A 22,896-nucleotide genomic window follows, 5' to 3' on the forward strand; every position below is an offset into this window, starting at 1 on the left:
GTATCGAGCGAGCCCTCGGATCAAGTCCGGATGGCGGTAACGGACGGGTTGGCGACTCCGTCGAACCCGCCGGCTCAGGCGGTCTTTCTCTTCTTCCAGAATTTCCAGCCGCTGCCGCTGCTCAGCACGCCGGCGCGGAAGAGGCGGACCGAAAGCCATATGACGAGCGCAACCCAGATCGCCTGCCAGCCGAGCGCGAGCAGGTGGACGGCTCGCGCATCGTCGGTTGCGGCGCGGGCCGCCATCGCGAGCGGGGAGGAGAAGGGAAATATCTGCGCGAAATGTGCAAGCCCGCTGCCCGGCGCGCTCGCCGCGCCTGCCGAGAGGCTGAACATGCCGACCTGAAAGATGGTGATCGGCAGGCTGAGCATCTGGATTTCGCGCACCGACCCCGCCTGTGCGCCGACACCGAGGAAGACCGCGCCGAGGAGGAGGAAGGACAGGATGAAATAGGCAAAGCCGATACCGAGGAAAAAGGGCCAGCCGGTCGCGGGCATCGCGGCGAGCGCGGTCGCCGCCTTGCCGGCCTTGCCCGCGGCGGCGATGGCAGCGGGATCGACCTGTGTCGCAGCGACCAGCCCGCCGCCCATCGCGACGACCATCCAGAAGGCGATGAACAGCACGGCGACGCCAAGCATGCCGAGCAGCTTACCGAGAAAAACGCTTTCGAGCGGGACCGCGGCGGCGAGAATCTCGATGACCTTGTTGCCCTTTTCCTCGGCGAGCGAACTCACCGTCTGGCCCGCCAGGAGCAGGGTCAGGAGGAAGATGACGAACACTGCGCCGAACCCGATCGACTGTTGCACCGCAATGCTCGCGCCGCCGCTGGACAGCGCTTCGAAATCGGGGGTGATCGATGGGAGCGGGCCGGCGGCGCGCGCGCGCTGTACATCGCCCGCGAGCAGACCGAGATAGCGGCCCGCGCTGCTGCCCCGTTCGCGTTCGACGATGCGGGGGGCGGTGAGCGGGCCGCTCATGACGGCGTAGGTGTCGCTGCCTTTTTCGCGCGCGATCGCGACGGGATCGGCATTCGCGGGCCCCGCGATCCGGATATCGAGCGTCGCGGGTTCGCGCGCCATCGCAGCGCGAAGGCGCATGTCGGCGGCGCGTAACGCTTCGATGTCCGCAGGGTCTGCGACGACGACGATTCGGCCAGCACCGCGCGCGCTGTCGGCAAGCTGTGACGCGCCGACACCGCCGGCGAGGCCCATCGCGACCATGAACAGCGGCGCAAGCAGGAACAGGAGAAAGGTCGGGGTCGCAACGATCGCGAGAAAGTCGCGCCGCGCAACAACGAACATGCTGCGGATAAAGGGGGTCATGCGCTTGCCTCCTCGACGGCGTCCTCGGTCGCATCGGCATCGAACCCCGCATCGACCTGCCGGACGATATGGACAAAGGCATCGTGCAGCGCGGGACGGCTGATCGACAGGCCGATGACGCCAAGGCCGCTCGCGGTGATGCGCGCGAGCAACGGCTCGACGTCGCTGTCCCCGATCGCAAAATGCCAGGCATCGCCGCGCAGCTCGGCTCCTGTGGGCAGGTTCGCAGCGACCGTGGCGTGATCGCTCGCCGTGCGCGGGGTGTAGCGCACCTGCATCGGCAGCAGCGCGCGCGCGTCGTCGACCGTGCCTTCGAACCGGCGCGCCGACCGCGCGATGATTGCGATGCGGTCGCAGAGCCGCTCGGCGTGCGCCATGACATGCGTCGAAAATAGGATCGTCGCGCCGCGGTCGCGTTCGCGCCGCACGAGCATTTCGAGTCGCTCCTGATTTACGGGATCGAGCCCCGAAAAAGGTTCGTCGAGAACGATGAGGTCGGGGGAGTGGACGATCGAGCCGATGAGTTGGATCATCTGCGCCATGCCCTTCGACATCTTGCGGATCTTGGTATCGACGACGCGTTCGAGCCCGAGTTCGGTCATGAAGCGTTCCGCGCGGCGGCGGCCCTCGGCCCAGTCGAGCCCGCGCAGCGCGCCCATGAAGGCGATCGCCTCGCGCGCTTTCATCCCGGGATAGAGCCCGCGCTCCTCGGGAAGATAGCCGATACGATTGCGCACGCTTTGCGGCTTGTGTCCGCCGAAGAGCTGGCTTGCGCCCTCGTCGGGGTCGATAATGCCGAGCGTCATGCGCAGGCTCGTCGTCTTGCCGGCGCCATTGGGGCCGAGTACGCCGTAAATGCTGCCCGTCGGCACCGCGAGGCTGACATGATCGACCGCCTTGTAATTGCCGAAATATTTGGTGAGGCCATTCGCCTCGACGCTGAAATCGTTCAAATTTCGGTCCCCGATCATTCGCTCACCGGACTATGGCACGGCGAGGCGGCTCGCGTATAGAGCGCCAATGGTTGCCGAAGCCTTGCCTTCCCTGGAACAACGCCTCGAAGCGGTCGCGCGCGAGCATGGATTCGCGGCGTTCGGAATCGCGCGTGCCGACGCGGCACCACAAACGGCGGCGCGGTTGAACCAGTGGCTCGCCGAGGGGCGCCACGGCGACATGATCTGGATGGAAAGCCGCGCCGAGCAGCGCGGATCGCCCAAGGGGCTATGGCCCGAGGTCCGGTCGGTGATTGCTTTGGGCATGAGCTATGCCCCCGCGCTCGACCCGCTGGCGCTCGCCGAGCATCCGACACGCGGGCGCATTTCGGTCTATGCGCAGGGCGGCGATTATCATGACATCGTCAAAAAGGCGCTGAAGGCTGTCGCACGCTGGCTCGTTGCCGAGGTCAAGGATGCCGAGGTCAAAGTGTTCGTCGACACCGCGCCGGTGATGGAAAAGCCTCTATCAGCGGCCGCCGGGCTCGGCTGGCAGGGCAAGCACACCAACCTCGTCAGCCGCGACCATGGCAGCTGGCTGTTTCTGGGGGCGATCTACACGACGTTGGAGCTTACGTCGTCAACGCCCGGGCGCGATACGTGCGGAAGCTGCGCGGCATGTCAGGACGCCTGCCCGACGCAGGCATTTCCGGCGCCATATCGGCTCGATGCGCGGCGCTGTATCTCGTACCTTACGATCGAACATAATGGTCCGATTCCGGTCGCGTTGCGGCGCGGGATCGGCAACCGGATCTATGGCTGCGACGATTGCCTTGCGGCGTGCCCGTGGAACAAGTTTGCCGACACCGCGCACACGCACCGCGCCTTCCTGCCGCGCGCCGAGCTGGTGGCGCCGTCGATCGGGGACCTGCTCGCGCTCGACGATGCCGATTTCCGGCAGGTGTTTGCGGGGTCGCCGATCAAGCGGATCGGGCGCGGGCGGATGGTACGCAACGCTGCGATCGCGGCGGGAAACAGCGGCGATGCGCGCTTCGTGCCGGCGCTCGAGCGGCTGGCGATGGACGAATCGCCTATGGTCGCCGACGCGGCATTATGGGCCCTTGCCGAACTGACGTCGTGACGTCGCTTAGCGCTGCAGGGCCTGCGCGCAGCTGTTGACCTCGGCATTGCGGCCATCCGGAGTGCGCGCGTCGACATGCGTTGCGACGGGATTGGCGCCCGCGCGCGGCGCGTAAAAATAGATATCGAGGATACAGTTCGATCCGGCGAACTGCAGCTTGCGGCCGGCGCCCTCGGAGATGTCGAGCCGCGGCTTGCCGAACATGCGGCCGATCGCGTCGGCGCTGTTTCCGATCAACGCATTGTTCTGCACCGGTTTCACGACGGTAGTTGGCGGCGGCGCAGTCGTCCGGGGCGGGGGTGTCGCGCGCGGAATCGCGGAGCCGGCGCAGGCGCCCAGCGTCAAAGTTAGAAGCAGCGAGGGGCCGGCGATGGCGGCCAGGCGGCGTTTTTCGATCGTCAATTCTGGTCCCCCTTGCCGAGATGCAACATATGGACGGCCATAGCGGCGCCGAGAATCGGCGCCAACAGATTGGCGACGGGTACCACGAAGCTTGCGGCGGACAGCAGGCCGAGCGACCAGCGCGCCGGCCGGTCAAAGCGCGCATGGCCGGGGTGGCGCGCGAGCACCATCGCCTCGAGATCGCGGCCGAGGAGCAGGGCGTTGACGAGCAGGGCAAAGATCGGCGTGCCGATGCCCGTGACGAGCAGCAGGATATAGACTGGCAGCGCGAGCAGGTTGCCGCCGATCAGCCGGCCGAGCGATGCGAGCGCGAGGCCGATATTCTGGCGCCAGCCGACATCGACGGCGCGACGGGCGGCGGCGGGATAATGGCGCCCCTCGACATCGGCGACGATCGCATCGGCGAACAGGCCGACGACCACGATAGCGACCGCGCGAAACAGCAGCCAGCTTCCCGCGATGATGAGGAGAACGATCAGGACCCCCGCCATGTCGAGCTGTGCCTCGTCGAGCCATTTCCAGTGGGCGAGCGCCCAGCGCGTGCCGAGGAAAAGCGCCGCGCCCGAAACGGCGAGGAGGAGCAGGGTGAGCGCCAGGCTCTGCGCTAGGACGCGGAGCACGCGCGGCTGGGGCAGGTCTTTGAGCGCGAGCAGGAAAGCGTGGACGGCGCGGGCCATCACCGGTGGATGAGCGGCGCGGCGCGCTGCGTCAAGCACCCGCGCTTGCGTTGACGCGCCGTCGCCCCTAAAGGCGCGCGCAGCTTTTCCCATATAGCACTGGATTTTTCATGGCCTCCACCGCCCGTTTCGACGTTGTCGCCATCGGCAATGCGATCGTCGACGTTCTTGCCCGCGCCGACGACGCGCTGATCGAGTCCGAGGGGCTGACCAAGGGATCGATGCGGCTGATCGACGGTGAAGAGGCTGAGCGGCTGTACGCGGCGATGGGCCCGGCGGTCGAGGTTTCGGGCGGCAGCGCCGCGAATACGCTTGCGGGCATGGCGGCGCTCGGCGAACGCTGCGCCTTCATCGGGCAGGTCGCCGACGACCAGCTTGGCCATGTCTTCACCCACGATCTGCGCGCGCTCGGCGTCGCTTATGAAACCCCGCCGCTCAGCGAAGGCGCGCCGACCGCGCGCTGCCTGATCCTCGTCACCCCCGACGGGCAGCGCACGATGAACACCTTCCTCGGCGCCAGCCACCTTCTCGAACAACGCATGATCGACGAGGCTTGGATCGCCGATAGCGAGATTCTGTATCTCGAAGGCTATCTGTGGGATCCCGAACTGTCGCGCGCGGCGATGCGGCGTGCAATCGACGTGTCGCGCGCGGGGGGCCGCAAGGTCGCCTTCACGCTGTCGGACGCTTTCATCATCGACCGCCACGGCGCCGATTTCCGCAAGCTGATCGCCGAAGGGCTGTTCGACATCCTGTTCGCGAACGAGGTCGAAATCTGCGCGCTCGCCGAGACCGACGATTTCGAAGCGGCGGTTGCGAAGATCGCGCCGCAGGTGCCGCTGCTGATCGTCACGCGCGGTTCGCATGGCGCGATCGCGTTGCAGGGCGGAACGCGCACCGAGGTCGGCGCCGAACCGATCGAAACCGTCGTCGACACGACGGGCGCTGGCGACCTGTTCGCGGCGGGGTTCCTCTCGGGTCTTACCGAAGGCCGTTCGATCAAGGATTGTCTGACGATGGGCGCGGTATGCGCGCGCGAAATCATCGCGCAGGTCGGCCCGCGTGCGCAGACCGACCTCAAGGCCAAGGTCGCCGAACGCCTCGGCTAGGAACTTTATCGGTCACGGAGCGTCCTATGCCGCATCACAGGCACAGGAGGATTTTCCCATGGCCGATGAAATCCACACGACGCGCGATCCCGACGGGACGACGCACACCACCACGGTTATCGATCGCGAACCGCGGCGCGGCGGGGGAATGGGCCTTGGCCTGATTTTCCTCGTTGCGATCCTGATCGCCGCCTTTTTCGCCTTTCAGTTTCTTTCTAGCGAAAAGGCCGAGAGCGGGGCGATCGCCGAAGCGGCGCAAAAGGTCGGAGACGCTGCCGAAGACGTCGGCGATGCGGCCCAGAAAGCCGTCGACTGACGATCAGGCGGCGGAGGACGCCGCCGGATCGGGGTGTTTCCTGAACAGTTCGCGGTCGGCAGGGCCGAAGCCGCGTGTCCAGATCAGCCAGCCATAGACCCCGAGGATGAAGGGAACGCCGATCAGCAGCTCGGCCCATTCGGGAAGCTGCGTCGCGCCATAGCCGAGCACAGTGGCGCCCGCGGTGGCCCAGACGAGCGCCCAACGCAGGCTGTTCACGGGCGCGCCGAGGATGCGCGCGAGCAGGCGTGCCTTCACCAGCGACGCAAATCCGAGCGCGAGCATGAGTGCGAGCGCGACGGCTCCGGCATAATAGATCGGCGGCAGGCCCATCGATTTGGCGATCAGGATCAACGCGACGCTGAATCCGGCCTGCAGCGCGAGCGTTGCGATGCTGATCAAGAGGTTGCGATGGCGCGCGACATAGACGAGCGCCGCTTCGCTCACCACTGCGGTCGCGGCGACGACCTCGGCAGCGAGCAGGAAGGCGAGCGCGGCCGTGCCGCTGACGAATTCGGGGCCGACCAGGCCCATAACCGCTTCGCCGGGGATGCCGAGCGCGAGCGCGACTCCTGCTTGGGCTGCAATGATCCAGAATCCGACCTGGCTGACCTGCGCGGCGACGGCTGCGAGCCGGTTCTCGGCAAGATTGCGTGTTATGACGGGGCCCAGGATCGGCTCGAAACTGGTCTTGAGCTTCTGCGGCAGCGAGGCGACCTGCTGCGCCATATAATAGATGCCGTAGATCGTCGGCGAGGTGAACTGACCGAGGATGAACAGGTCGAGGCGGCGTGTGCCCCATTCGATCGCGTCGGCGGCGGCAAGCGGCGCGTTGCGCCGCGCAACTGCGATCAAGTGCGCCGGGTGCGGCTGCCACCCCTGAGGGCCCCCATAATGGCGTAGCATCGGGATCAGCGCGGTCAGGAAGGCGCCGAGCATCGCGGCGCCATAGGAAAGCATCAGCCCGTCGCGCGCCGAAATGAACCAGAATCCGGCAGCGGCTATGCTGATGACCCACGGCTCGACGACCGCGCGGGCGCGCACCGTGGCGCCGACGTCGAATTTATAAGCGCAGGCGGCGAGTGCGATATCCGTCCCCGCGATCGCGAAGACGAGCAAGGCCATCCAGCGATCTGCGCTGTCGATGCCGCCCGAGGGGAACATCAACTGGGGGAATAGCACCAGCAGCAGCGATCCGGCGGCCGAGGCGATGAAGGCAACGAACATGCCGTCCCAAACGACGGTGCGCTGGTCGGCGCCCGGAGCGCTTAGCTGTTCCGCAAGGCCGCGCTTCAGCCCCAGCGTCGCGAGCTGCGCGACGAGTTCGATGACGAGCACGGCGAAGGCAAAGCGGCCGACCGCTTCGGGCCCGTACCAGCGACCCGCCACATAGAGAAAGGGCAGGCGTGCGACGAGGCGGAGGATGAAGCCGAAGAAATTGGTGCGCCCGCCCTTGGCCAACGCGGCAGTATCCGCGTCTCCCGACGGGGCGTCCGGCGATCGGGGCGCGGCTGCGCTATCGGTATGGCTCAAGCCTGGCGCCCCTTCTGCTTTACCCCGTTGCGCAGTTTAGCGCGGTCGGGGGAGGCAGGCAATTGTACGAAGCAATTCATCGCCCTTCGGGTCGCAGCGGTCGGCTGAGCAAAGCCTGAATGGCGTCGCCGACGCGTGTTTCGCCGGCTACGAGGCGCGCGACAGTGTCGGTAATCGGCATGTCGATGCCATCGGCGCGCGCGGCAGCGGCGACGACGGGTGCGCTGAAGGCACCTTCGGCAACGGTGCGGCGGTCGGCCATCAGCACGTCGGCGGCTTCGCCGCGCCCGAGCCCCTGGCCGAGCGCGAAGTTGCGCGAGGCGGACGAGGTGCAGGTGAGGACAAGGTCGCCAAGGCCAGCGAGGCCCGCGAGCGTTTCAGCTTGCGCGCCGCGTGACAGGCCGAAACGCGTCATTTCGGCAAAGCCGCGGCTGATCAGCGCCGCGCGTGCGTTGAGCCCGAGCCCGGCGCCGTCGACGATGCCGCACGCGATCGCGAGGATATTCTTGACCGCGCCGCCGATCTCGGCCCCGATGACGTCGGTCGAGACATAGGGACGGAAATGCGGGCGCGCGAGCGTCTGCGCGATGTCGGCGGCGACGCCCGCATCGGCGGCGGCGAGGGTGATCGCGGTCGGCAGCCCCGCGGCGACTTCGTGCGCGAAGGTCGGGCCGGAAAGGACGGCGTGCGGCCGCTTCGGCGCAAGATCGCGCGCCATGTCGATCGGGAAGGCGAAGCTTCCGGCCTCCATGCCCTTGCTGCAAAGGACCAGCGGCGCTCCGCCCGCGGGTAGCTCGGCGAGCACGGCGCGCAGGAAGGGGACGGGGACGACGACGAGCAACGCGTCAAGATCGGCCATGTCGGTAAGATTGCCGGTTGCGGTCAGCGAGGACGAGAGTGCTGCACCGGGAAGGAAGGCCGGATTGCGATGTTCGGCGTTGATCGCGGCGACGACATCCGCCTCGCGTGCCCACAGGCGCACGGGAGTGCCGTCGGCGGCGAGAAGCTGCGCGAGCGCGGTACCCCACGCGCCGCCGCCGATCACGCCAAAATTCCGATATGACGTCATGCTTTCACTCCCGCGCCGCGCACCGCTTCGGCCTCTGGATCAAGCGGCCAGCGTGGACGCGCGGCGGTGTCGAGCGGATCGGTGAGCCCCGCAGCGAACCGTTCGGCGCCCGCCCAGGCGATCATCGCGCCATTGTCGGTACAGAGCCACAGCGGCGGCGCGACGAAAGGCTTGTCGAACCGCGCGGCAAGATCGGTCAGCGCTCCGCGTATCGCGCCATTGGCGGCGACCCCGCCCGCGACGACGAAAGCGGTCGCATCCGGGCAAGCCGCGAGCGCGATTCGACTGCGGTCAACAAGGCAGTCGACGACCGCCTGCTGAAAGGAAGCGGCGAGATCAGGGATGCTGTGCGCGCCTGATGCGGCGGCGCGGGCGACGGCGCTCTTGAGCCCTGCGAAAGAGAAATGCGGTTCGGCGCTGCCGATGAGCGGGCGCGGCAGCGGCACTGCAAAAGGATCGCCGTCCTTTGCGACGCGCTCGACTGCGGGGCCGCCGGGATAGCCGAGCCCAAGCAGCTTCGCGGTCTTGTCGAAAGCCTCGCCTGCGGCATCGTCGATCGTCGTCGCAAGGCGGCGATAGTCGCCCACGCCGCGCACGAGCAGCAACTGGCAATGGCCCCCCGAAACGAGGAGCAAGAGGTACGGAAATTCGAGGCTTGCATCGGCAAGGCGCGGGCTGAGCGCATGGCCTTCGAGATGATTGACCGCAATCAGCGGCTTGTTCGCGGCGTGCGCAAGCGCTTTGCCGGTGACGAGCCCGACCATCACGCCCCCGATCAGCCCGGGGCCAGCGGTCGCGGCGATCGCGTCGACGTCGGCGAGCGACAGCCCCGCGTCGGCGAGCACGCCCTCGACGATCGGCGCGAGCCGGTCGACATGCGCGCGCGCCGCGATCTCGGGAACGACCCCGCCATAGGGGCTGTGCTCAGCCTCCTGCCCCGCGACGCGATGCGCCAAAATGCGCCGCTCGCTGTCGACGAGCGCTGCCGCGGTTTCGTCGCAGCTCGATTCAAGGCCGAGGATCAGGGTCATATTATTGCGCGTTCCTTTACCCGCCCCTTTATCGGCAGGGCAAGCCGCGCTAGCAGCAAAGCCCATGAACCAACTTCCGACCCCCGAAAACCCGCTGCGCATCGGTACGCGCGCGTCGCCGTTGGCAATGGCACAGGCGCATATGGCGATGGCGGCGCTGATTGCCAGCCATGGCATTGAGATGACGGCGCTCGAAATCGTGCCGATGACCGCGACGGGGGACAAGATCCAGGACCGCGCGCTTGCCGAAGTTGGCGGCAAGGCGCTGTGGACGCGCGAACTCGATGCGGCGCTCGATGCGGGGACGATCGATATCGCCGTCCACTCGCTGAAGGATGTCGAAACGATCCGCGACGCGCGATTTTTCCTCGGCGCGATGCTCGAACGCGCTGATCCGCGCGACCGGCTGGTGGTGCGCGAGGGAATCGGCGTGGCGACAATTGCGGAACTGCCGCCGGGGGCGCGGTTGGGGACGAGCAGCCCGCGCCGTGCGGCACAGGTGAAGCGGATCCGCCCCGACCTTGAGACGGTGCTGCTGCGCGGCAATGTCGCGACGCGGCTTGCAAAGATTGCGGCGGGCGATGCCGATGCGACCTTGCTCGCGGCGGCGGGGCTCGACCGCCTCGGAATGCATGACGTCGGGACGGTACAAGAGGCGAGCCTGCTGCTTCCGGCGGCATCGCAGGGCGCGATCGGGATCGAGTGCCGCGCCGACGATGCGGATACCCGCGCGTTGCTCGCCGCGGTCGATCATGCGCCGACCCATCTTGCTGTCGCAGCCGAGCGCGCGTTTTTGGCGGCGCTCGGCGGCGATTGCCGCTCACCGGTCGCGGCACATGCGTGGTGGCAGGACGACGGCGCGCTGCGCCTCGATGCCGAGATTTTCTCCGACGATGGCGCCGATCATGCGGCGGGGCATGTCATCGTCGCCGATGATGCGGCCGCGGCGGGGTTGGCACAGCGGTTGCTCGATGAAGCGCCCGATAGCGTCCGGCGGCTGTTCGCGGCATGACCGATGGCCCGCCGCTGATCGTGACGCGGCCCGAGCCGGGCAATGCGGCGACGGTGGAGCGGGCGAGGGCGATGGGATTCGACGCGCATGCGATGCCGCTTTTCGCCGCGCGACCGGTCGACTGGATGCCGCCGCAGGCCGGCGATTTCGATGCGCTGTTGCTGACCAGCGCCTTTGCCGCGCGTTTGGCGGGTCCGGGGCTGGCCGCGCTCGCGTCGCTGCCTGTCCATGCCGTCGGCGCGGCGACGGCGCGCGCGGCCGAGGCCGCGGGGCTGGCCGTCGCGATGACCGGATCGTCGGACGTCCGGCGGCTTCTTGACGATATGACGTCAGGAGATATTCGAAATATATTATGGCTTTGCGGCCGCGATCGGTCCGAATTCGATGCCCCGGGGGCCGCGATCGTGCCGGTTCCCTGCTATGCGGTGGATCCGGTCCCGCCGCCCGCCCGATGGGCCGAACTGACCGGCGCCCCGGCCACCTTGCTCGCGCATTCGCCGCGCGCTGCACGCCGTATTTCCGATCTGGTCGGCACGGCGCGCGGACATCTGTCGCTGGCCGCAATCAGCCCCGCGGCCGCGGCGGCGGCGGGTGAGGGCTGGGGCGCGCTCGTCATTGCGGCACAGCCGGACGATGTCGCAATATTGGCACAGGCGCGTGCTTTGTGGCACAAGGGTGCAAAATAGGGTCGTTCGAAAGAGAAACATGGCAATCGACAGCATCGACACGTCCTCGTCGGCGGACGAGGCGGTACCTGCACAGGGACTATCGTTTCGCGCTATCGCTATCGGTGCCTTCCTGCTGCTTCTGATCGGCATCGTCGGCGGCGGGTGGGCTGTGAATCGTTGGCTGACGGGGAATAATCTGCCGCCGCCGGCGAAAATGATTGCGGCGCCCGCAGGAACCACCGGCCCACCTGCCGTAAAGGGCACAGCCAATGCCGTGCCGTCCATGGTGGCGCCGATCGATAGCGCCAACGCGCTTGCGACGCGCGTCGCCGAACTCGAACAGCGGCTGTCGCGGATCACGCTCGAAGCCGAATCTGCATCGGGCAATGCTTCGCGCGCCGAAGGGCTGCTCGTGGCTTTTGCGGTGCGCCGCGCGCTCGATCGCGGGCTCTCGCTCGGCTATCTCGACGCGCAGCTACGGCTGCGCTTCGGCGACGACCAACCGAATGCGGTCAAGACGATCATCGATACGTCGCGCGAGCCGGTGACGCTCGAACAGCTTCGCGCCGAACTCGACGCGATGGCGCCGCAGCTTGTCGGGCGCGGCGACGACGGAAACGGCAGCCTGTGGACCGGGCTGCGCCGCGAGCTGGGCGAGCTGTTCGTCGTGCGCGCTGCGGGAACCCAATCGCCGCGCGCTTCCGAACGGCTCGATCGTGCGCGCCGCTATCTGACGGCCGGACAGGCCGACCTTGCGATCGCCGAGGTCGAGGCGATGCCGGGTTCGGAAGTGGCGAGCGAGTGGCTGATCGAGGCGCGGCGTTATCATGAAGCGCGGCGCGCGCTTGACCTGATCGAGACCGCGGCGATATTGGAGCCGCGCGACAGCCCTGCTGCCGCAATGGCCCGCAAAACGGCCGAACCGACCCCGTAGCGCGCAAGCCTCTCAAAGGGCTGCCCGCCTTTTTGAGAGAAAGCCCGTTCCATGGCCCTCGCCGATCCGCAGCGCATCGAAGCGCTCGACCCGCTCGATCCCCTCCAGCTCGACGCGGAGCTCAGCGAAGAGGAGCGGATGGTCCGCGATACGGCGCGCTCCTATGCGACCGACGCACTGCTGCCGCGCGTGACTTCGGCGTTCCTCGACGAACGATTCGACCGTGAGATCATGTCCGAAATGGGCGCGCTCGGGCTGCTCGGCGCGACGATCGACCCCGAATATGGCGGCGCGGGGCTGAATTATGTCAGCTACGGGCTGATCGCCCGCGAAGTCGAGCGGATCGATTCGGGTTACCGGTCGGCCTGTTCGGTTCAAAGCTCGCTCGTGATCCACCCGATCAACGCCTATGGCAGCGAGGAACAGAAGCGCAAATATCTGCCCGGGCTGACCTCGGGCGAGCTCGTCGGCTGTTTCGGCCTGACCGAGCCCGACGCGGGTAGCGACCCTGGCGGGATGCGCACGCGCGCCGAGAAGATCGAAGGCGGATACCGCCTCAAAGGCGCGAAAATGTGGATCACCAACTCGCCGATCGCCGACGTGTTCGTCGTGTGGGCGAAGTCGGAAGCGCATGACGGCGCGATTCGCGGCTTTGTGCTCGAAAAGGGCATGAAGGGGCTTTCAGCCCCCAAGATCGAAGGCAAGGTGAGCCTGCGCGCGTCGGTTACCGGTGAAATCGTGATGGATTCGGTCGAGGTCGGCGAGGATGCGCTGTTGCCGCATGTGTCGGGGCTGAAAGGACCGTTCGGCTGCCTCAATCGCGCACGTTACGGTATTGGCTGGGGCGCGATGGGCGCCGCCGAATTCTGCTATGAAGCGGCGCGCAACTACACCGGAGAGCGCAAGCAGTTCGGACGTCCGCTCGCAGCGAATCAGATCGTGCAGTTGAAGCTCGCCAATATGCTTACCGAAATTGCCCTTGGCACGCAGGCAGCGCTGCGCGTCGGGCGGTTGATCGACGAGGGGCGGCTCATCCCCGATGCGATCAGCTTCTTGAAACGCAACAATTGCGGCAAGGCGCTCGATATCGCCCGGGTCGCGCGCGACATGCACGGCGGCAACGGGATTTCGGCCGATTATCATGTGATCCGTCATGCGGTGAATCTCGAAACGGTGAACACCTATGAGGGCACCCACGACGTCCACGCGCTGATCCTTGGCCGCGCGATCACGGGCATTTCGGCTTTTGCCTAAACCGCTGGAGGGCATCCGCGTCGTCGAACTGGCGCGGGTGCTCGCGGGCCCCTGGTGCGGGCAATTGCTCGCCGATCTGGGCGCCGAGGTGGTCAAGGTCGAGCGCCCCGGCGCAGGCGATGATACGCGCGAATGGGGGCCGCCCTTTGTCACCGGCGCGGATGGCGAAGCGCTCGGCGCGGCTTATTATCATAGCTGCAACCGCGGCAAGCGGAGCGTCGCGATCGATATCGCGAGCCCCAAGGGGCAGGCCGAAGTGCGCGCGCTGCTCGCCGACGCCGACGTCGTCATCGAAAATTACAAGGTCGGCGGGCTCGTCAAATATGGGCTCGATCCCGCGCGGCTGCGTGCCGATTTTCCGCGGCTGGTCGTCTGTTCGATCACCGGCTTCGGCCAGACCGGGCCTTATGCGCATCGTGCCGGCTATGATTATATCGTGCAGGCGATGAGCGGCTTTATGTCGCTGACCGGCGAACCCGACGGAGCGCCGCAAAAGGCGGGGATCGCTTACGCCGACATTTTTACCGGCATGTATTCGGCGGTCGCAATCCTTGCGGCGTTGCGACGTCGTGACGTCACGAATATGGGTGCGCATGTCGATATGGCGCTGCTCGACAGCCAGGTCGCGGTGCTGGCGAATCAGGCGGCCAATTATCTTGCGAGCGGCGTCGCGCCGAAGCGGATGGGCAATGCGCACGCCAATGTCGTGCCCTATCAGGTCTTTGCGACCGCCGACGGCCAGCTCGTCATCGCGGTCGGGAACGACGGGCAATATCGGAAGCTCTGCGCGGTATTGGGTGTGCCCGAATGGGGTGACGATCCGCGTTTCGCCAACAATGCCATGCGGCTTGCGAATCGGGCCGAGCTGGTCCCGCTGCTTGCGGCGAAGATTGCGGCGTGGGACGCGCAGCCGCTGTCGCTTGCGCTTGAGGCCGAGGGTGTGCCTGCGGGGCCGATCAATGATCTGGCGCAGGTGTTCGCCGATCCGCAGGTTATTGCGCGCCGGATGCGCTTCCGGCCCGCGGGCGCGTCAATCGACGGCGTCGCGAGCCCGATCGTCATCGACGGCGAGCGTATGGTTTCGCCCAGCGGCGCGCCGCCGCTGGGCGGCTGACGACCGGAAGTTGCCGTCCCTCTAATCGTCACCCCGGACTTGATCCGGGGTCCCGCTATTCTGCGAAGTGTATCGATGCTTTCAAAAAGCGGGATCCCGGGTAAGCCCGGGATGACGAAGAAGGATGAAGCACTCCCTGCTCACCACCCCATGGCGGACGTTTCGCCGACCGGTGCGCAAGAAAAAGGGGCGCCGCGATGGACGCCCCTTTCTCCCCCTTATCCGAAAATCAGAATTTGACCGTGCCGCTCACGAAGACCTGCCGCGGGTTGCCGTAAAAGGCGGTGACCACGCCCTCCTGCCCCAGGCTGGGTGACACATTGCCGGCGGGCGTCAATATGGGGACGCCCGTCGTCGGATTGACCGCGATGAACTGATAGCCCGATGTCTTGTACTGCTTATCCAATATATTCTTGGCGTGGAGGCCGATCGAAAAGCTGTCGTCGCTGGAGGACCAGACCAGATTCGCGTCCCACAGCGCATAGCCCTTTTGATCGAGGTAGGGGCTGGGGGTTTCGAACTGGGTGGTCTTGCTGCGATAGGACAGGGTGGTTGATGCGTTGATCGAGCCCGAGAAGCCCGGCAACTGCCCCGAAAGCGTGCCCGATGCCGTCCATTTGGGCGTATTCTGGATGCGACGGAAATCGGCGACATCGACGCCCAGATTGTTGATGAACGTCAGATATTTTCCATCGATATAGCCAAGCGTGCCCGCCAGGTTGATCGCCGATCCGTCGCCGGCGAAATCGCGTGCCAGCGTGGCGGAGCTTTCGACTTCGACCCCCTGCAAACGGGCTTTCGAGGCGTTGGTGGTGATACCGGCAAAGGTTTCGAACACACCGTCGCCATTATTATCGACACCGACCGAACCCGGGATCTGCACATCCTTGTAATCGGCGCGGAAGCCGGTGACGGCAAGGCGCAGGCGGCCGTCAGCCAGCGATCCCTTATACCCGATTTCATAGCTGTCGACCGTTTCGGGGTCGAAGGTCAGAAAATTGAATATCTCGTCATAGCTGCGCACGCCGTCGCGATTGCTGTCCGGTGCGCCGGTGGAGTTGCCGCGCGGGTCGAAACCGCCGCCCTTGAAGCCGCTCGAATAGGATGCATAGATCAGATGATCGTCGGTCGGCTTGAACGCGATCGAGGCGCGCGGGGTGAATTTGGTGAACTTGCGCGACCCCGTGAAATTGGAATCGGTGACCAGCGCAATCGGCGCGTTGCCGCCAAGCTGGGGGTCCGGCCCCAGGATCCGGCGCTGCTTCAGGATGCGGGCGTCGCGAACGTCCGACGTGTAGCGTCCGCCGAGCGAGATCGACAACTGATCGGTGACGTCATAGGTGAAATCGCCGAACGCCGACCATGTGTCGGTCTTTACAGTACCCCCGGTGTAAGACGAGAATTGCGGGAAACCGAGCAGGTTGCCGGTGGTGTAAAGCAGCACGTCGAAATTGGTGATCGCCGACGCATTGAGATAATAGAAGCCGACCAGACCGTTCAGCCTGTCGCTTTGATAGAGGATCTGGAATTCCTGGCTAAGCTGCTCATTTTTATAGATGCCGGGCACGTCGACATCGACAGCGGGAAGCGCGTCGAAATCGATCGGGCCAAAGCTGGTGTCCTTGCGCCAGGCGCTGATGCTGCGCAGCGTAACCGTGTCCGACAGTTCGGCGGAGACATTCATGGCGAGGCCGTAAGCCTCGATATCCTGTTTGGGCGTGACGAGACCGCCGCGGGTATCATAGACATCGTCGAGCACGGGCGTGCCGGTCTGCAGGCTGCGGATCAGGCGATGGCCGCCGCGCGGTTGCGATTTGTCCTTGGTGTAATCGCCCGAAATCCGGATCAGTACCGGTTCGCCATAGCCGCCGAACTCGACGGTTCCCCGCCCGGCCCAGATATCCTTGTTATAATTGTCGAGCCCGGTCGTCAGATTCTTGCCGAACCCGCCGCGCGACAGCCGTGCAAGCGATCCGCCGACACGGAGCAGGTCCCCGATGGGCGCGCTGGCCGTGATTACACCCTCTGCCTGATCATAGGTGCCATAGGTCGCGCGCAGCTTCAGCGAAAAATCCTGCGGCAGCGTCTTGGTGACATATTTCACCGCGCCGCCGATGGTGTTGCGGCCGTAAAGCGTTCCTTGCGGACCACGCAGAATCTCGATCCGCTCCACATCATAAATGTCGAGAACCGCGGCCTGCGGGCGGTTCAGATACACATCGTCAAGATAGATGCCGACGCCGGCCTCGAACCCGCCGACCGGATCCTGCTGACCGACGCCGCGGATGAACGCGGTCAGGGTCGAATTGGTCGCGCGCGAATTTTCCAGCGTGACGTTGGGCGTCGTGTCGGAAATGGCGGTGATGTCGGATGCACCCGATTGCTCCAGCGCCGCGCCCGAATAAGCGGTGACTGCGATCGGCACATCGAGCAGCGATTCTTCGCGGCGGCGGGCGGTGACGACAATATCGCCGTCGCTGGCGTCGGTCGCGCCTGCTTCCTGCGCGAAAGCGGCGGGGGCGAAGGCGATCATCGAAAGCGCGCTGGTGGCAAGAATGGCACGACGCAGCGGGCGGGCGAAAGGACGCATATGACTCTCCCATGTGGCGGGTGACCCCTCGCCACCCTGTTTGGTTTATCTTGGGCCGGTGCTTGCCAAGCCGCGTCGCATCCAATAATGAAACATGAACCAAGTTTCAACTTGGAATGTGCAGCCGTCGTTTTTTGCTTGCCAGTGGTGCGGAAAAGCCACGATGCAGCGACGGAGGGGAGATGAGGGCCGTTATGGATCAAACGGAACAGGGCACGGGTGACGCGCGCGACAAGACGCCGCGTACCGAGCGAGGGCGCCGTACGCTGCGCAAGCTGCTCGACGCCGCGGCGGTCGAATTCGGCGAGCGCGGATTTCACGAGGCGTCGATCAGCGCGATCACGCGCCGCGCCGGGACCGCGCTCGGCAGTTTCTATACCTATTTCGATTCGAAGGAGGAGATCTTCCAGGCGCTCGTCCGCTATATGAGCGAGCAGCTGCGCGACCATGTCACGCCGCTGGTGCAGGCCGCGCCCGACGAGATCAGCGCCGAGCGTATCGGGCTCGAATCCTATCTCGGCTTCGTGCGCGAGCATAAGGAGATCTACCGCATCATCGATGAAGCCGAATTCGTCGATTATGCGAGCTATCGCAGCCATTATGAAACGACGGTCGCGCGCGTGCGCCAGCGCCTGGAAAAGGGCGCCGAGCGTGGCGAGATCCGGGACGACGTCAGCGAGATCCACGCCTGGGCGATCGGCGGGATGAACGTCTTCCTCGGGATGCGCTATGGCTTGTGGGATACGGAGAGCGACATTTCAGAGATCGCACGGATCGCGAATGATTTGCTCGCGAACGGCTTGAAGAAGCGCGATTAGCGCGAAATCAGGAAGATCGCATGTTCCGCGCGCCAGCTTGCCGCCGCGTCGCTGGCCGGCTTGTCGCCTGAAAGGTGCCAGACCCTTTCTACCTTGATACCCTTCGCGTGGACGAGATCGCGAAAGTCGCTGACCGTGACATGATGGATATTCGGCGTTTCGTACCAGGCGACAGGCAGGAGGCGGGTTACCGGCATCCGGCCGTTCCACAGCAAGGCCAACCGCACGCGCCAGTGCGCGAAATTGGGGAAGCTGACGAAGGCACGCGGCGCGATGCGCAGCAATTCGTCGACAATGCGGTCGGGGCGCTCGGTCGTTTGCAGCGTCTGCGACAGGATCGCATAGTCGAATGCGTCATCGGGATAGTCGGCGAGGTCGCGGTTGGCATCGCCCTGCACGACCGACTGGCCGCGCGCGATTGCGGCAGTGACATTGTCAGGGTCGATCTCCAGCCCCCGCGCATCGACTCCCTTGTCCCGCAGCGCCGCCATCAGCTCGCCATCGCCGCAGCCGACGTCGAGCACGCGCGACGCCTGGGGAACGGCATCGGCGATGATTGCCAGGTCGGGGCGCAGCTTCATCGTCAGGCCGGCCTGTAGATGTTGGGGAAATGCCGCTGCATGAACGGTGCCCTATCCTCGATCGCGGTCCAGCCGAGCGCGGCATAAAGGCCGTGGGCGTCGCTGGTCGCGAGCATCCATCGTCGCAGTCCCTGCAGGTCGGGATGATCGTGCAGCGCGGTTACCATGCGAGCGGCGAGGCCGTTCCCGCGATGCGCGTCGAGCACATAGACGTCGGCCAGATAGGCGAAGGTCGCACGATCGGTGACGACGCGGGCAAACCCGACCTGATCGCCGCCCGGTGCGAAGACGCCGACACATAACGATCCCTCTATCGCGCGCTCGACGGTCGCGGGGGCAATATTTTCCGCCCAATAGCTCTTGGTCAAAAAGGCGTGGATTGCGCCGAGCTGCATGTCGGATCGGTCGAAGGACAGGCGATAGGTTTCACTCATGGCGGACCTGCCCGAAGCGACCCTGCGACAAGGCGATCGAGCGCGGGCACGTCGAGGAGGAAACTGTCGTGGCCGAAGGGGGCCGACAGTTCGACGAAGCTTGCCGCAGCGCCGACGCTTTGCAGTGCCTGCACGATGCGGCGCGATTCGGAGGTCGGATAGAGCCAGTCGGTATCGAAGCTGACGAGCGTGAAGCGCACGTCCTTCGCCGCGGCGAAGGCGCCCGCGAGGCGGCCGTCATGCGTGTCGGCGAGGTCGAAATAATCCATCGCGCGCGTGATGTAGAGATAGGCGTTGGCGTCAAAGCGGTCGGTGAAGGCAAGCCCCTGATGCCTGAGATAGGATTCCACCTGGAAATCTGCGTCGAAACCAAAGCTCTTGATATCGCGCGCCTGCAGGCGGCGGCCGAATTTCTCGGTCAGCCCTTCCTCGGAGAGATAGGTGATATGGGCCGCCATGCGTGCGACCGCGAGGCCTTTGGTGGGCGCACGCGCGCTGCCGTAATATTGGCCGTCCTGCCAGTCGGGGTCGGCCATGATCGCCTGCCGCCCAACCTCGTGAAAGGCGATATTCTGCGCCGAATGCCGCGCAGCGCTTGCAATGACGAGTGCCGAGGCAAGGCGATCGGGATAGGTCGCGGCCCAGGCAAGCGTCTGCATTCCGCCCATCGAGCCGCCGACGACGGCATGAAGTCGCGAAATGCCGAGATGATCGAGCAGCATGGCCTGCGCGCGTACCATGTCGGTGATCGTGATGACGGGAAAGGCCATGCCGAGCGGCGCGCCGGTCACGGCGTCGGGCGAAGCGGGGCCGCTCGTCCCCATGCAACTGCCGAGCACATTGGCGCAGATGACATGGAAATGGTCGGTGTCGATCGGCTTTCCTGGGCCGACCATGCGCGCCCACCAGCCGGGCTTGCCCGTCGCCGGATGGTCGCTCGCAACATATTGGTCGCCGGTCAGCGCGTGGCAGATCAGCACCGCGTTCGACTTGTCGGCATTCAGCGCGCCATAGCTTTGATACGCGATCGTCACCGAGCCCAGCAATTGTCCGCTGTCGAGCGGCAGCGGCATGGCGATCGTCACGCTTTGGTGCTGAATCTGGTGGAGCAGGCTCGCCATGGTTCGCGCCGGGCTAAGCGGGCGGACGGGACGTGTCAACGTGCTGGACTCGCGCGGTACAGCCGCTAAACGGCGCGGCATGACCGACACCAGCGCCACCCTCGCTCCGAAGCCGTGGATCAGCGGCATCGCTCCCTATGTTCCCGGCAAGTCGGCCGGCGCCGATGGCCGGCCGCTGATCAAATTGAGCGCGAACGAAAATCCGCTCGGAACGGGCGAAAAGGCACGCGCGGCGTTTGCTGCGGCGCAGGCGGCGCCCGATGCGCTCTCCCGCTACCCCGACCCTGGCTCGGCGATCTTGCGCGAGACGATCGCGGCAAAGTTCGGGCTCGATCCGGCGCGGATCATCTGCGGCAACGGGTCGGACGAACTGCTCCACCTCGCGGCGGGCACCTATGCGGGCGCGGGCGATGAGATACTCTATGTGCGCTATGGTTTCGCGGTCTATGAAATCGCGGCGCGCCGCGTCGGCGCGGTGCCGATCGAGGCCGATGACAAGGATTATGCGACCGACGTCGACGCGTTGCTCGCGGCGGTGACCGAGCGTACGCGCGTCGTCTATCTCGCCAATCCGAACAATCCGACCGGCACGCTCGCGACGCGCGACGAGGTCGCGCGGCTCTATGCCGGGCTCCCCAAGAACGTCCTGTTCGTGATCGACCAGGCCTATTCGGAATATCTGTCCGACGCCGAGGACGACGGCGGGCTCGAACTCGCGAAGACGCAGCCGAATGTCTTTATCACGCGCACCTTTTCGAAGATCCACGGGCTTGCCGCCGAACGCATCGGCTGGGGCTATGCCGCGGCCGAGGTGATTTCGGCGCTGCACCGCATCCGCCTGCCGTTCAACGTCACGCGTGCGGGACAGGCGGCGGCGGTCGCGGCGCTCGGCGACGAGGAATTTGTTGCGCACAGCCGCGAGCATAATGCGACATGGCGCGACTGGCTGGCCGGAGAGCTCGAAAGTCTTGGCAACCATGGCATTCGCGTCGTTCCGTCGGCGTGCAACTTCCTGCTCGTGCTGTTCGAGGGCGATGTCAGCGCCGAGACCGTCTATAATCGGCTGATGGACGCGGGTTACATCGTCCGCTGGCTGCCCGGACAGGGGCTGCCGAACGCGCTGCGCATGACGATCGGTACCGAAGAGGAGACACGCGGGCTTGCGGCGGCGATCCGCGCGGCGCTGAACGGCTGATGCCAAAAGCGTCGAGCGTTGATCGCGTCGCGATTGTCGGATTGGGCCTGATCGGCTCGTCGATCGCGCGCGCGATCGGCGAGCGGTTGCCGCAGGTCGTGGTGACCGGCCACGATGCCAGCGGCGACGTGCGCAAGATTGCTCGCGAACTCGGGATTTGCGACGAGATCGCCGACGACGCCGTTGCGGCGGTGGCCGATGCCGACCTTGTGATCCTGGCGGTGCCGGTGGGGCGTATGGCCGATGCGGCCGTGGCGATTGCGCCTGGGCTCAAATCCGATGCGATCATTTCGGACGTCGGCTCGTCGAAAGCGGGGGTCGCCGACGCGCTGGCAAAGACGCTGCCCAACCATGCCGTCATTCCGGCGCATCCGGTCGCGGGGACCGAGAATAGCGGTCCCGCGGCAGGTTTTGCGACTTTATTCGAAGGCCGCTGGTGCATCGTGACGCCCGGCGCTAATGCACCCGACGCGGCCGTGACGGCGGTGACGTCTTTCTGGCAAGCGCTCGGCGCAAAGGTCGAGATGATGGATGCAGCGCACCACGACATGGTGCTCGCGGTCACGAGCCATTTGCCGCACCTTATCGCTTACACGATCGTCGGCACCGCGAGCGAGCTGGAGGAGGTCACCGAAAGCGAGGTGATCAAATATTCGGCCGGCGGTTTCCGCGATTTCACGCGCATCGCGGCGAGCGATCCGGTGATGTGGCGCGATGTGTTTCTCGCGAACAAGGACGCCGTGCTCGCGACGCTGCAACGCTTCAACGAGGATCTGACCGTGCTGCAGCAGGCGATCCGCCGCGGCGATGCCGACAAGCTGGAGGACTGGTTCACGCGCACGCGCGCGATCCGTCGTTCGATCATCGAACAGGGGCAGGATGATGCGGCGCCCGATTTCGGGCGCAAGCATTAAGCCGAGGCTTTGTTCGCCAGCAGCGCTTCGGGCGGGTTCAGCGCATTGATCGCGCGCCAGACGCGTTCTTCGGCTTCCTCGCGTGGCAGGCCCGCGGGGATCGTCTCGCCGACCTTATAGGTGATCGTGCCCGACCATTTGACCCAGCGGCGCGGCGGATAAGCGATGCCGCTGTTCACCGCGACCGGGATCACGGGCACGCCGAGCAGGCGGTAGATGCCGGCAAAACCCGAACGCAGCGGCGGCGCCTCGCCATGGGGAATTCGCGTTCCTTCGGCGAACAGCACCAGCGGGCGGTCCTTGGCGAGTGCGGCCTTGGCCGCGTTCAGCATCGCGCGCATCGCCTTGCCGCCGCCGTCGCGATCGACGGGGATCAGACCATAGAAACGCGCCGCCTGTCCCCAGACGGGAATCGAGAAGAGCTGCTCCTTTGCAAAGACGGCCGGATGCTTGAACAGGCCCGGCTGTTCGATCGTCTCGAACGCGCCCTCATGCTTGAAGACATAGAGCACCGGAATATCGGGCATCTCGCCCTCGACGACGATCTTTTGCGCTAGCACGAAGCGGCAGATCAGTCGGTGGAACTGCGCCCAGATACGGACGAACCAGATCGTCGCGCGGTGCGAGATCGGCAGGGCGATCACCGCGCCGATCGAGCTGAAGCTGCTCATCAACACGAACAGCAGCCAGAACAGGATCGAGCGGAAAAGGGCGACAGTGTAGCGCATC

General features: G+C 65.7%; 23 protein-coding genes. 11 read left to right on the forward strand and 12 right to left on the reverse strand.

Annotated features, from left to right (window positions below; all coding sequences use genetic code 11):
• Positions 1-74: 74 nt before the first annotated feature.
• Both KEC45_RS19350 and KEC45_RS19355 read right to left on the reverse strand, forming a co-directional pair.
• Positions 75-1,322: an ABC transporter permease gene (locus tag KEC45_RS19350; protein ID WP_062186205.1), complete on the reverse strand. Its 1,248-nt coding sequence runs from the start codon at positions 1,320-1,322 to the stop codon at positions 75-77.
• Entirely contained in the window at positions 1,319-2,293 is a 975-nt protein-coding gene (locus tag KEC45_RS19355; RefSeq protein WP_062186203.1) for an ABC transporter ATP-binding protein, read from the reverse strand. Before KEC45_RS19355 ends, KEC45_RS19350 begins: the two co-directional genes overlap by 4 nt.
• Before the next feature lie 49 nt (positions 2,294-2,342).
• Here KEC45_RS19355 and queG point away from each other — a divergent pair, with 49 nt between their 5' ends.
• The gene (queG, locus tag KEC45_RS19360; RefSeq protein ID WP_062186201.1) at positions 2,343-3,395 is read left to right on the forward strand and encodes a tRNA epoxyqueuosine(34) reductase QueG; all 1,053 of its coding nucleotides are present in this window, start codon (positions 2,343-2,345) and stop codon (positions 3,393-3,395) included.
• A 6-nt stretch (positions 3,396-3,401) separates the two neighbouring features.
• Here the strand turns inward: queG and KEC45_RS19365 are convergent, their stop codons facing one another.
• Entirely contained in the window at positions 3,402-3,797 is a 396-nt protein-coding gene (locus KEC45_RS19365; protein WP_238586787.1) for a hypothetical protein, read from the reverse strand.
• Positions 3,794-4,513: an EI24 domain-containing protein gene (locus KEC45_RS19370; RefSeq protein WP_368389950.1), complete on the reverse strand. Its 720-nt coding sequence runs from the start codon at positions 4,511-4,513 to the stop codon at positions 3,794-3,796. The genes KEC45_RS19365 and KEC45_RS19370 overlap by 4 nt, the downstream gene beginning before the upstream one ends.
• A gap of 71 nt (positions 4,514-4,584) precedes the next feature.
• On the opposite strand from KEC45_RS19370, the gene KEC45_RS19375 reads away from it, so the two are divergent.
• Together KEC45_RS19375 and KEC45_RS19380 are read left to right on the forward strand one after the other, a co-directional pair.
• Entirely contained in the window at positions 4,585-5,583 is a 999-nt protein-coding gene (locus KEC45_RS19375) for an adenosine kinase (protein ID WP_062186199.1), read from the forward strand.
• 58 nt (positions 5,584-5,641) lie between these two features.
• Positions 5,642-5,899, forward strand: a complete 258-nt coding sequence (locus KEC45_RS19380) for a hypothetical protein (RefSeq protein ID WP_062186197.1) — start codon at positions 5,642-5,644, stop codon at positions 5,897-5,899.
• Between the two features lie 3 nt (positions 5,900-5,902).
• On the opposite strand, the gene KEC45_RS19385 is transcribed toward KEC45_RS19380, so the two are convergent.
• From KEC45_RS19385 to tsaD, 3 genes are all read right to left on the reverse strand, one after another.
• Positions 5,903-7,432, reverse strand: a complete 1,530-nt coding sequence (locus KEC45_RS19385; RefSeq protein WP_062186196.1) for a lipopolysaccharide biosynthesis protein — start codon at positions 7,430-7,432, stop codon at positions 5,903-5,905.
• 76 nt (positions 7,433-7,508) lie between these two features.
• On the reverse strand, positions 7,509-8,501 hold the full coding sequence (locus KEC45_RS19390) for an NAD(P)H-dependent glycerol-3-phosphate dehydrogenase (RefSeq protein WP_062186194.1): 993 nt from the start codon (positions 8,499-8,501) through the stop codon (positions 7,509-7,511).
• Complete coding sequence (gene tsaD, locus KEC45_RS19395; protein ID WP_062186192.1) at positions 8,498-9,532, reverse strand: tRNA (adenosine(37)-N6)-threonylcarbamoyltransferase complex transferase subunit TsaD; 1,035 nt, start codon at positions 9,530-9,532, stop codon at positions 8,498-8,500. Before tsaD ends, KEC45_RS19390 begins: the two co-directional genes overlap by 4 nt.
• Positions 9,533-9,596: 64 nt before the next feature.
• Here tsaD and hemC point away from each other — a divergent pair, with 64 nt between their 5' ends.
• From hemC to KEC45_RS19420, 5 genes are read left to right on the forward strand one after another with little or no spacing between them, the layout of a single operon-like run.
• On the forward strand, positions 9,597-10,544 hold the full coding sequence (gene hemC / locus KEC45_RS19400; protein WP_062186190.1) for a hydroxymethylbilane synthase: 948 nt from the start codon (positions 9,597-9,599) through the stop codon (positions 10,542-10,544).
• A complete protein-coding gene (locus KEC45_RS19405) occupies positions 10,541-11,230 on the forward strand; it encodes a uroporphyrinogen-III synthase (protein ID WP_062186189.1) in 690 nt (229 codons plus the stop codon). Before hemC ends, KEC45_RS19405 begins: the two co-directional genes overlap by 4 nt.
• A 19-nt stretch (positions 11,231-11,249) precedes the next feature.
• Positions 11,250-12,146, forward strand: coding sequence for a mitofilin family membrane protein (locus tag KEC45_RS19410; protein ID WP_062186187.1), 897 nt, complete (start codon positions 11,250-11,252; stop codon positions 12,144-12,146).
• 51 nt (positions 12,147-12,197) lie between these two features.
• On the forward strand, positions 12,198-13,400 hold the full coding sequence (locus KEC45_RS19415) for an acyl-CoA dehydrogenase (protein ID WP_062186185.1): 1,203 nt from the start codon (positions 12,198-12,200) through the stop codon (positions 13,398-13,400).
• Positions 13,393-14,514 carry a CaiB/BaiF CoA-transferase family protein gene (locus tag KEC45_RS19420; RefSeq protein WP_062186182.1) on the forward strand — a complete coding sequence of 374 codons (1,122 nt, stop codon included), beginning with the start codon at positions 13,393-13,395 and terminating at the stop codon, positions 14,512-14,514. The genes KEC45_RS19415 and KEC45_RS19420 overlap by 8 nt, the downstream gene beginning before the upstream one ends.
• Before the next feature lie 229 nt (positions 14,515-14,743).
• Here KEC45_RS19420 and KEC45_RS19425 read toward each other — a convergent pair whose 3' ends face one another.
• A complete protein-coding gene (locus tag KEC45_RS19425; protein WP_238586810.1) occupies positions 14,744-17,047 on the reverse strand; it encodes a TonB-dependent receptor in 2,304 nt (767 codons plus the stop codon).
• A gap of 251 nt (positions 17,048-17,298) precedes the next feature.
• On the opposite strand from KEC45_RS19425, the gene KEC45_RS19430 reads away from it, so the two are divergent.
• Positions 17,299-17,922: a TetR/AcrR family transcriptional regulator gene (locus tag KEC45_RS19430; protein WP_062186179.1), complete on the forward strand. Its 624-nt coding sequence runs from the start codon at positions 17,299-17,301 to the stop codon at positions 17,920-17,922.
• On the opposite strand, the gene metW is transcribed toward KEC45_RS19430, so the two are convergent.
• The 3 genes from metW to KEC45_RS19445 are packed head-to-tail and all read right to left on the reverse strand — an operon-like array spanning position 17,919 to position 20,058.
• Positions 17,919-18,503: a methionine biosynthesis protein MetW gene (metW, locus tag KEC45_RS19435; RefSeq protein WP_062186177.1), complete on the reverse strand. Its 585-nt coding sequence runs from the start codon at positions 18,501-18,503 to the stop codon at positions 17,919-17,921. The genes KEC45_RS19430 and metW overlap by 4 nt on opposite strands.
• Before the next feature lie 2 nt (positions 18,504-18,505).
• Positions 18,506-18,937, reverse strand: coding sequence for a GNAT family N-acetyltransferase (locus tag KEC45_RS19440; protein ID WP_062186175.1), 432 nt, complete (start codon positions 18,935-18,937; stop codon positions 18,506-18,508).
• A complete protein-coding gene (locus tag KEC45_RS19445) occupies positions 18,934-20,058 on the reverse strand; it encodes a homoserine O-acetyltransferase (protein ID WP_062186173.1) in 1,125 nt (374 codons plus the stop codon). The genes KEC45_RS19440 and KEC45_RS19445 overlap by 4 nt, the downstream gene beginning before the upstream one ends.
• Before the next feature lie 79 nt (positions 20,059-20,137).
• Here KEC45_RS19445 and hisC point away from each other — a divergent pair, with 79 nt between their 5' ends.
• On the forward strand, positions 20,138-21,253 hold the full coding sequence (gene hisC / locus KEC45_RS19450) for a histidinol-phosphate transaminase (RefSeq protein ID WP_062186170.1): 1,116 nt from the start codon (positions 20,138-20,140) through the stop codon (positions 21,251-21,253).
• A complete protein-coding gene (locus KEC45_RS19455) occupies positions 21,253-22,167 on the forward strand; it encodes a prephenate/arogenate dehydrogenase family protein (RefSeq protein ID WP_062186168.1) in 915 nt (304 codons plus the stop codon). The genes hisC and KEC45_RS19455 overlap by 1 nt, the downstream gene beginning before the upstream one ends.
• On the opposite strand, the gene KEC45_RS19460 is transcribed toward KEC45_RS19455, so the two are convergent.
• Entirely contained in the window at positions 22,164-22,895 is a 732-nt protein-coding gene (locus KEC45_RS19460) for a 1-acyl-sn-glycerol-3-phosphate acyltransferase (protein ID WP_062186166.1), read from the reverse strand. The two genes, KEC45_RS19455 and KEC45_RS19460, sit on opposite strands and share 4 nt — an antisense overlap.
• Position 22,896 lies beyond the last annotated feature (1 nt).

This window comes from Sphingopyxis sp. USTB-05 (assembly GCF_023822045.1).
Classification (GTDB): Bacteria; Pseudomonadota; Alphaproteobacteria; order Sphingomonadales; family Sphingomonadaceae; genus Sphingopyxis.

Bases quoted from the DNA above. Each gene is read 5' to 3' on its own strand.
- KEC45_RS19350 (WP_062186205.1), bottom strand. From the start codon at position 1,322: ATGACCCCCTTTATCCGCAGCATGTTCGTTGTTGCGCGGCGCGACTTT.
- KEC45_RS19355 (WP_062186203.1), bottom strand. From the start codon at position 2,293: ATGATCGGGGACCGAAATTTGAACGATTTCAGCGTCGAGGCGAATGGC.
- queG (WP_062186201.1), top strand. From the start codon at position 2,343: ATGGTTGCCGAAGCCTTGCCTTCCCTGGAACAACGCCTCGAAGCGGTC.
- KEC45_RS19375 (WP_062186199.1), top strand. From the start codon at position 4,585: ATGGCCTCCACCGCCCGTTTCGACGTTGTCGCCATCGGCAATGCGATC.
- KEC45_RS19380 (WP_062186197.1), top strand. From the start codon at position 5,642: ATGGCCGATGAAATCCACACGACGCGCGATCCCGACGGGACGACGCAC.
- KEC45_RS19390 (WP_062186194.1), bottom strand. From the start codon at position 8,501: ATGACGTCATATCGGAATTTTGGCGTGATCGGCGGCGGCGCGTGGGGT.
- tsaD (WP_062186192.1), bottom strand. From the start codon at position 9,532: ATGACCCTGATCCTCGGCCTTGAATCGAGCTGCGACGAAACCGCGGCA.
- hemC (WP_062186190.1), top strand. From the start codon at position 9,597: ATGAACCAACTTCCGACCCCCGAAAACCCGCTGCGCATCGGTACGCGC.
- KEC45_RS19405 (WP_062186189.1), top strand. From the start codon at position 10,541: ATGACCGATGGCCCGCCGCTGATCGTGACGCGGCCCGAGCCGGGCAAT.
- KEC45_RS19410 (WP_062186187.1), top strand. From the start codon at position 11,250: ATGGCAATCGACAGCATCGACACGTCCTCGTCGGCGGACGAGGCGGTA.
- KEC45_RS19415 (WP_062186185.1), top strand. From the start codon at position 12,198: ATGGCCCTCGCCGATCCGCAGCGCATCGAAGCGCTCGACCCGCTCGAT.
- KEC45_RS19425 (WP_238586810.1), bottom strand. From the start codon at position 17,047: ATGATCGCCTTCGCCCCCGCCGCTTTCGCGCAGGAAGCAGGCGCGACC.
- KEC45_RS19430 (WP_062186179.1), top strand. From the start codon at position 17,299: ATGGATCAAACGGAACAGGGCACGGGTGACGCGCGCGACAAGACGCCG.
- metW (WP_062186177.1), bottom strand. From the start codon at position 18,503: ATGAAGCTGCGCCCCGACCTGGCAATCATCGCCGATGCCGTTCCCCAG.
- KEC45_RS19440 (WP_062186175.1), bottom strand. From the start codon at position 18,937: ATGAGTGAAACCTATCGCCTGTCCTTCGACCGATCCGACATGCAGCTC.
- KEC45_RS19445 (WP_062186173.1), bottom strand. From the start codon at position 20,058: ATGGCGAGCCTGCTCCACCAGATTCAGCACCAAAGCGTGACGATCGCC.
- hisC (WP_062186170.1), top strand. From the start codon at position 20,138: ATGACCGACACCAGCGCCACCCTCGCTCCGAAGCCGTGGATCAGCGGC.
- KEC45_RS19455 (WP_062186168.1), top strand. From the start codon at position 21,253: ATGCCAAAAGCGTCGAGCGTTGATCGCGTCGCGATTGTCGGATTGGGC.
- KEC45_RS19460 (WP_062186166.1), bottom strand. From the start codon at position 22,895: ATGCGCTACACTGTCGCCCTTTTCCGCTCGATCCTGTTCTGGCTGCTG.